5 protein-coding genes, 1 tRNA gene and 1 rRNA gene are annotated in these 7,872 nt (G+C 43.3%); all 7 read right to left on the bottom strand.

Annotated features, from left to right (window positions below; translation table 11 throughout):
- Positions 1-292 (bottom strand): 16S ribosomal RNA (locus tag ACESTK_RS01955); the annotation flags it as partial.
- 341 nt (positions 293-633) lie between these two features.
- Positions 634-721, bottom strand: a tRNA-Ser gene (locus ACESTK_RS01950).
- Positions 722-838: 117 nt separating this feature from the next.
- Positions 839-1,555 (bottom strand): 1-acyl-sn-glycerol-3-phosphate acyltransferase, encoded by a 717-nt coding sequence (locus ACESTK_RS01945; protein WP_226855459.1) that lies wholly within the window; start codon positions 1,553-1,555, stop codon positions 839-841.
- 124 nt (positions 1,556-1,679) lie between these two features.
- Positions 1,680-2,237, bottom strand: a complete 558-nt coding sequence (locus tag ACESTK_RS01940; RefSeq protein ID WP_173716664.1) for a hypothetical protein — start codon at positions 2,235-2,237, stop codon at positions 1,680-1,682.
- Between the two features lie 15 nt (positions 2,238-2,252).
- A complete protein-coding gene (gene gyrA / locus ACESTK_RS01935; protein WP_173716663.1) occupies positions 2,253-4,805 on the bottom strand; it encodes a DNA gyrase subunit A in 2,553 nt (850 codons plus the stop codon).
- Positions 4,806-4,820: 15 nt separating this feature from the next.
- Positions 4,821-6,743, bottom strand: coding sequence for a DNA topoisomerase (ATP-hydrolyzing) subunit B (gyrB, locus tag ACESTK_RS01930; protein WP_148463034.1), 1,923 nt, complete (start codon positions 6,741-6,743; stop codon positions 4,821-4,823).
- Between the two features lie 255 nt (positions 6,744-6,998).
- Positions 6,999-7,844 (bottom strand): 16S rRNA (cytidine(1402)-2'-O)-methyltransferase, encoded by an 846-nt coding sequence (rsmI, locus tag ACESTK_RS01925; RefSeq protein WP_118580874.1) that lies wholly within the window; start codon positions 7,842-7,844, stop codon positions 6,999-7,001.
- Between the last annotated feature and the right edge of the window lie 28 nt (positions 7,845-7,872).

The following is a 7,872-nucleotide window of genomic DNA, read 5'->3' as shown; positions in this document are numbered from 1 at the left end:
TCGCCTTGGTAGGCCGCTGCCCTGCCAACTAGCTAATCCAACGCGGGTCCATCTTATACCACCGGAGTTTTTCACACCGAACCATGCGGTTCTGTGCGCTTATGCGGTATTAGCAGTCATTTCTGGCTGTTATCCCCCAGTATAAGGCAGGTTACCCACGCGTTACTCACCCGTCCGCCACTAGAAATAAATTAAATCAACCGAAGTTTCAATAAAATATTTCCCGTTCGACTTGCATGTGTTAAGCACGCCGCCAGCGTTCATCCTGAGCCAGGATCAAACTCTCTGATAAAGTGTTTGATGTACTCAAGACAACCAACTAGCTTAGTTATCTCTCGTCATTACTGTTATAAAAAGTTCATTCTTTTGAATGATGATTCGTTAAGAATTTTCGAGAATCGTATGTGTTTCACTGTTTAGTTATCAAGGTTGTTTCGCTGTCATCTCTTTGCGACAGCTTGTTTATTTTACCTCATCTCTTTTTGTTTGTCAAGAACTTTTTTAAGTTTTTTTCAAAACTTTTTTGATGAAGTTTTTTGTCTTTATTGACGACTTGTCTACTTTACCACAAGCAGAAAGCTTTGTCAACCACTTTTTTGATTTTTTAATTTTAAAATTTCAAAAAATCAAAAGCGGAGAAGGAGGGATTTGAACCCTCGCGCCGCGTTAACGACCTATACCCTTAGCAGGGGCACCTCTTCGGCCTCTTGAGTACTTCTCCAGTCTCCGAACTACTTAACCAATGTTAAATTGTGGAGTTGCGCATCTTTCGTAGCGCATTTGTTATTATACTTAAAAGATCACTTCTTGTCAACATCTTTTTTAAGTTTTTTATTTTTTATTTATTTTCATTTGCCCGGATAGTCTCTTCAATTCTTCTTTTTACCTCTGCGGCAATCTCAGTTGATTTCATATCTTTATATTCTTCATATTCCATGGGCTTCAGGAAATACACCTGAACATTCAGCATTTTTGCAGAACCGGTATCAAATGCTTTATAAGAATCAATCAATGCAACCGGTACAATCGGACATTTTGCTTTCATAGCGGCCTTAAAACTTCCGCCTTTAAATTCCTGAGGATGGTTTCCATTTTTGCTTCTGGTCCCTTCTGCAAAAATAAGATAATTTCTTCCTGCTTTTACTTCTTTCGTTACATTAATGATCACCTGCATAGATTGTTTAATATCTTCCCTGTCAATCAAAAATGCCTTCATACATGAAAATACCTGCTTCAAAAACGGTACATTTCCAACTTCCTTCTTTGCAACTACTGAAAAAGGTACCGGGCAGACCTCCATTATGGCAAGCACGTCATACAATCCCTGGTGATTCGGATAAAACATAAACCCATTTTGCGAAGGTATATTTTCTACTCCATGGCCGTCTATATGAAGATTTCCTCCACGATTAGCTGCATGGTCAATTTTTTTCAACATGGCATAGCGCTGTTCCTCTGTGTATTTATCCACATGCGCAGCATACCAGTTCAGCATGATCCAATAATATGGTACGAATATAATATTCTTCAGTACCATTACAATGATTCTTTTCATTTCCAAGCTCCTTTCCTCTATGCAAAACTCCCCAGTGCGATAAAAATATTTTTCGGTTCCATATCAAATCACGATATGAAAAAGGGCCACTGCAAGATTCAATCATCCTGCAGCAGCCTCCCTTCTACTCTGCATCCAGCTTATTTGCAATTTTCTCCTCATACCCCGGGTTCTTTTTGATAAATACATTGTATGCTTTCGTATAAGTCTTATAAGAATCTGCAGTCATAAACTTGGCATAGTCATCCGCAGCCTGATTCCGCAGATCATCTGTGATCTCGGAAGGTGACATTACATAGTATTTACCATCTTTTTTCTCCGTCATATAGGTTCCTACGCATGGATACTCCTGGTCATTTTCCAATACCAGATTGTAAATAATGTACACGTAAGTATAGTCACCGTTTTCGGAAAGAATATCGCACTGTTCCACCTTTACTTTTGTTGGATTATGAGCAGCAAAATATTTCAAAGTAGCATCAATCTCATTCTGCAGAAGTTCATTGGTATCCTTTTCCTGAGAATAACACTGCTTCACCTTCTTCTCACTTCCGCTTACATAATTCTTTATGAGGGCTTCCACTACTCCCTCCGGCGATTTATGATTTACGCCGCATCCGGACATTGCCATGATAAACATCATGGCAATACCCAGGATTAAAATTCTGGTTCTTTTTTTCATACTTCACAGATTCCTTTATTCTGCATCATTTGTATCCTGTGAATCCTCTTCTTCAAAAACTTCCTCAGTCTCCTCAGTCGGCTCCTCACTGCTGCCGTTCTCCGTATTTCCCTCTGCTTTCTCGCGAACCTTGGCAAGACTTGCCACTGTTACACCCTCATCCAGATTGATCAGCTTCACTCCGGAAGTGATTCTTCCAAGAATAGAAATTCCAGCACAGGTAATACGAATAATGATTCCTTCTGTAGTGATCATCATAATCTCGTTTTCTTCATTGACAGCTTTAGCACCAATCACATTACCGGTTTTCTCGGTGATCTTGTAACACTTCACACCCTTACCGCCACGGTTCTGGCAGGTAAATTCACTCATAGCAGTACGTTTGCCCATACCATTTTCAGATACTACAAGCAGGTAATCTCCCTGAGAATTCAGCTGCATTGCCACAACTTCATCTCCAGGATCAAGATTCATACCCCGAACACCCATGGAGCTTCTTCCGGTACTTCTTACATCAGTCTCCTTGAAACGGATGCACATACCGTCTTTCGTCACAAGCATAATATCTTTTGTATCGTCTGTAGCCTTAACTTCAATAAGCTCATCATCATCACGAAGTGTGATTGCCACAAGACCTGTCTTACGTACATTTGCATATTCTTCCATAGGTGTCTTCTTCACAAGACCAGCCTTAGTTGCCATAACCAGATACTTGCCTTCTTCGAATTTACGCATAGGAATAACAGATGTAATGCGCTCACCTGGCATAAGCTGCAGAAGATTGACAATTGCAGTACCTCTTGCAGTTCTTCCTGCCTCAGGGATCTCGTATGCTTTTAGTCTGTATACACGTCCTGTATTGGTAAAGAACATCAGATAATGGTGAGTAGTAGTCATAAGCAGTTCTTCGATATAATCGTCATCTATGGTCTGCATTCCCTTGATTCCACGTCCGCCTCTGTTCTGGCTGCGGAAATTATCTACAGTCATTCTCTTGATATAACCAAGTTTTGTCATAGTAATGACAGTATTTTCCCTTGGAATCAGATCTTCTGTGGAAAGATCATAGACATCATATCCGATGGCAGTTCTTCTCTCATCGCCGTATTTGTCAGCGATTGCGAGGATTTCTTCCCTTACAACACGAAGAAGGAGATTTCTGTCTGCAAGAATTGCCAGGAATTTGCGGATCTTCTCTTCTAATTCTGCATATTCTGCTTCCAGCTTCTCTCTTTCCAAACCGGTGAGAGCTCTCAGACGCATATCTACAATAGCCTGAGCCTGCACATCCGTCAGTTCAAATCTGTCCATCAATTCCTGCTTCGCAATCTGAACATTGCGGGCAGCACGAATGATTCTGATAACTTCGTCGATATTATCCAGGGCTTTCAGCAAGCCTTCCAAAATGTGGGCACGTTCCTGTGCTTTATTCAGATCATATTTGGTTCTTCTGGTAACAACGTCCTCCTGATGAGCCAGATAATGCTCCAGAAGCTCTTTCAGATTCAGTACCTTTGGTACAAGGCTGTCGCCCTGAGGTACCACACAAAGCATGATAACGCCAAAAGTATCCTGCAGCTGGGTATGCTTGTACAGCTGATTCAGAACAACATTTGCATTGGCATCTTTACGCAGGTCAATACAAATACGCATTCCCTCACGGCTGGAATGATCATTCAGGTCAGTAATTCCATCAATCTTTTTATCACGGACAAGCTCTGCGATCTTCTCGATCAGCCGGGCTTTATTTACCAGATAGGGAAGCTCCGTAACGATAATACGTGATTTTCCATTTGGTAAGGTCTCAATATTTGATACTGCACGTACACGGATCTTTCCGCGGCCTGTGCGGTATGCCTCCTCGATTCCCCTTCTTCCGAGAATAGTAGCTCCTGTAGGGAAATCCGGACCTTTTACAACGTCAAGAAGCTCTTCAATTGTGGTTTCTCTCTGCTCCTCGATGGTATTGTCAATAATTTTTACAACAGCATTAATAACCTCACGAAGATTGTGAGGCGGAATATTGGTAGCCATACCAACAGCAATACCTGTAGTACCATTGACCAGCAGGTTCGGGAACCTGGAAGGAAGCACCTTTGGCTCTCTCTCAGTTTCATCAAAGTTTGGCTGGAAGTCTACAGTATCTTTATTAATGTCAGCAAGCATCTCCATGGAAATTTTGCTCAGGCGGGCCTCAGTGTATCGCATGGCAGCTGCGCCGTCGCCGTCCACAGAACCGAAGTTTCCATGTCCGTCAACAAGAGTATAGCGGAAAGACCAGTCCTGTGCCATATTTACAAGTGCTCCGTAAATAGAGCTGTCACCATGAGGATGATACTTACCCATGGTATCACCAACGATACGGGCACATTTACGATGTGGCTTATCCGGACCGTTGTTCAATTCGATCATAGAATACAGCACTCTACGCTGTACCGGTTTCAAACCATCTCTTACATCAGGAAGCGCTCTTGAAGCAATAACGCTCATAGCATATTCGATGTAAGATTCTTTCATGGTTTTTTCCAGATCCACATCATGGACCTGGTCAAAAATCTTGTCATCCATATTGTTCTATCTCCCCTAGATATCCAGATTCTTTACAAAGCGTGCATTCTCTTCGATAAATTCACGTCTTGGTTCTACCTTGTCACCCATAAGTGTGGTAAATACAAGGTCAATTTCGGAGGTAGCTGCCTCATCCATTGTAACGCGGAGAAGAATACGCTTCTCCGGATCCATGGTAGTCTCCCAAAGCTGCTCTGCATCCATCTCTCCCAGACCTTTGTAACGCTGGATCTTATTGTTGGAGTCTCGTCCTATCTCTGTAAGGATGGCGTTCAGCTCATCGTCATCATAAGCGTACCATACCTTCTTGTTCTTCTCGATCTTGTACAGCGGCGGCTGTGCCAGATATACATAGCCCTGCTTGATCAGTTCCGGCATAAATCTGTACAGGAATGTAAGAAGCAGTGTGGCAATGTGGGCACCGTCAACATCGGCATCAGTCATAATGATGATCTTGTGATATCTCAGTTTGGAAATATCGAAATCATCATGAATACCGGTACCAAAGGCTGTGATCATAGCCTTGATCTCTTTGTTTGCATAAATCTTGTCCAGACGGGCTTTCTCTACGTTCAGTATTTTTCCACGAAGAGGAAGGATAGCCTGTGTAGCACGGTTACGAGCTGTCTTCGCAGAGCCACCCGCGGAATCACCCTCTACGATATAGATTTCGCAATTCTCCGGATTCTTGTCCGAGCAATCGGCAAGCTTGCCTGGAAGGGACATACTGTCAAGGGCAGACTTCCTTCTGGTAAGATCTCGGGCCTTACGCGCTGCCTCTCTGGCTCTCTGGGCAAGTACAGACTTCTCTACGGTTGCCTTGGCTACAGCAGGATTCTGTTCCAGAAAAATCTCCAGCTGTTTGCTTACAACACTGTCTACAGCTCCTCTGGCCTCACTGTTGCCAAGTTTCTGCTTCGTCTGGCCTTCAAACTGCGGATTGCCAATTTTAACGCTGACAATGGCTGTCAGGCCTTCTCGGATATCATCACCGGAAAGGTTTGGCTCGCTGTCCTTGAGAAGCTTATTCTTTCTGGCGTAATCGTTAAATGTGTTTGTAATGGCATTTCTGAAACCAGTAATATGGGTACCGCCTTCAGGAGTATTAATATTGTTTACAAATCCGTAAGTATTCTCTGTATAAGAATCATTGTGCTGCATGGCAACTTCAACCGCCACACCGTCCTTCTCACCCTCGCAGTAAATGATCTCCGGATAAAGAGCTTCTTTACTTCTGTTCAGATAAGTTACAAATTCACGGATACCACCTTCATAGTGGAAAGTTTTCTCCCTTTCCATACCTTCCCGCTTGTCAGTAAGAATGATCTTCAGACCTTTGGTAAGAAAAGCCATTTCACGGAGACGCTGTTTCAGGATATCGTAATCGTATACAGTCTCCTCGAATATCTGCTTGTCCGGGAGAAAAGTAACAGTAGTTCCGGTAGAATCACCACATTCTCCAACTTCCTTAAGCGGATACATTGTCTTACCACGCTCGTAACGCTGCTCATATCTCTTTCCATCTCTGCAGATTGATACTTCAAGCCATTCAGAAAGTGCATTAACAACGGATGCACCTACTCCGTGAAGACCTCCTGATACCTTGTATCCTCCACCGCCAAACTTACCGCCGGCATGAAGAATGGTAAATACCACCTCTACAGCTGGAATGCCGGCTTTATGATTGATTCCTACCGGAATGCCTCGTCCATTGTCTACAACTGTGATGGAGTTATCAGGATTGATCGCTACATTTATTTCTGTACAGTAACCAGCCAGTGCCTCATCTACGGCATTGTCCACGATTTCGTATACAAGATGATGGAGACCACGGCTGGATGTACTTCCAATGTACATACCAGGTCTCTTACGTACGGCTTCCAGACCCTCCAGAATCTGGATTTGGTCCGCTCCGTATTCTGTATTTGTTTCGCCCATGATATTCCTCCTGTTATGATCTATTAAAAAGTTACAGGAATTTACGGCTCATTTCTGCTGCCAGATCTCATTCCTGTTTTTGCGCATAAAAATACAGATTTATTATAGCACAAAATCCCCGTTTTTGCCAGTTAAAAGCCATTTCAAGATGTAAAAAAAACGGCGTATTTTCAACGGATATCCGTCAAAAATACGCCTTATCTCCCCCTATATGTCTGCTTGTCAGGAATAACACCTGCCAGAACAGTTTCTTCTCTATTTTTGCAGCAAAAGCGCCTGGTAAATATCTCTTTTTGTCACACCTCGATCCTTTGCAACCATCTTCATTGCCTCTTTGCGTGCGATCCCCTGATTCTCATAAATCGCCATATGTTCCTCAATGGAGATGTCTCTCCAGGATTCCTGTGACTCCTGTTCCATTTCCTTTCGGCTTCTGCCCTCGATCACCAGGACACACTCTCCAAGGGGCTTCTGATCTTTGTAAAAAGCAATCAGATCTTCGATTGTTGTCCGAAATGCCGTTTCATACTTCTTGGTAAGCTCACGGCAAAGAGTCATTCTGCGGTTTCCAAGAGCCTGGTACAATTCCTGCAGGGTACCAACCAAGTGATGGGGTGCCTCATAAAGGATGATGGTGCGGGTTTCGTTTTTCAACTCTTCCAGAATGGCTTTCCTCTCTTTTTTATCCGGAGGTAAAAAGGCCTCGAATGCAAATCTGCGGGTGGAAAGTCCGGACAGGGTAAGAGCCGTGATGCATGCTGCCGGGCCTGGAAGCGAAGTTACTTCAATTCCGGCATCGTAACACATAGCAGCCAATACTTCCCCTGGGTCAGAAATTCCAGGTGTTCCCGCATCTGTGATCAGAGCCACATTCAGACCCTCCTGCATTTTCTCAATGAGGGTGTAGGCTTTCTCCACTTTGTTGTACTCATGGTAACTGGTCATTGGAGTTTTTATGTCAAAATGATTGAGAAGCTTGATACTGTTGCGGGTGTCTTCCGCAGCGATCAGATCCACTTCCTTCAGAACACGGAGCACGCGAAGCGTAATATCCTCCAGATTTCCGATTGGCGTGGCACATAGATATAATTTACCACTCATATTTTTCTCCCTTCTGCAATCATCTGTT

This window comes from Ruminococcus sp. Marseille-P328, assembly GCF_964249465.1.
In the GTDB taxonomy this organism is placed as follows: Bacteria; Bacillota; Clostridia; order Lachnospirales; family Lachnospiraceae; genus Blautia_A; species Blautia_A faecis.
Note: the sequence above shows the minus strand (reverse complement) of the source record. Positions and strands in the feature narration are given on the sequence as shown.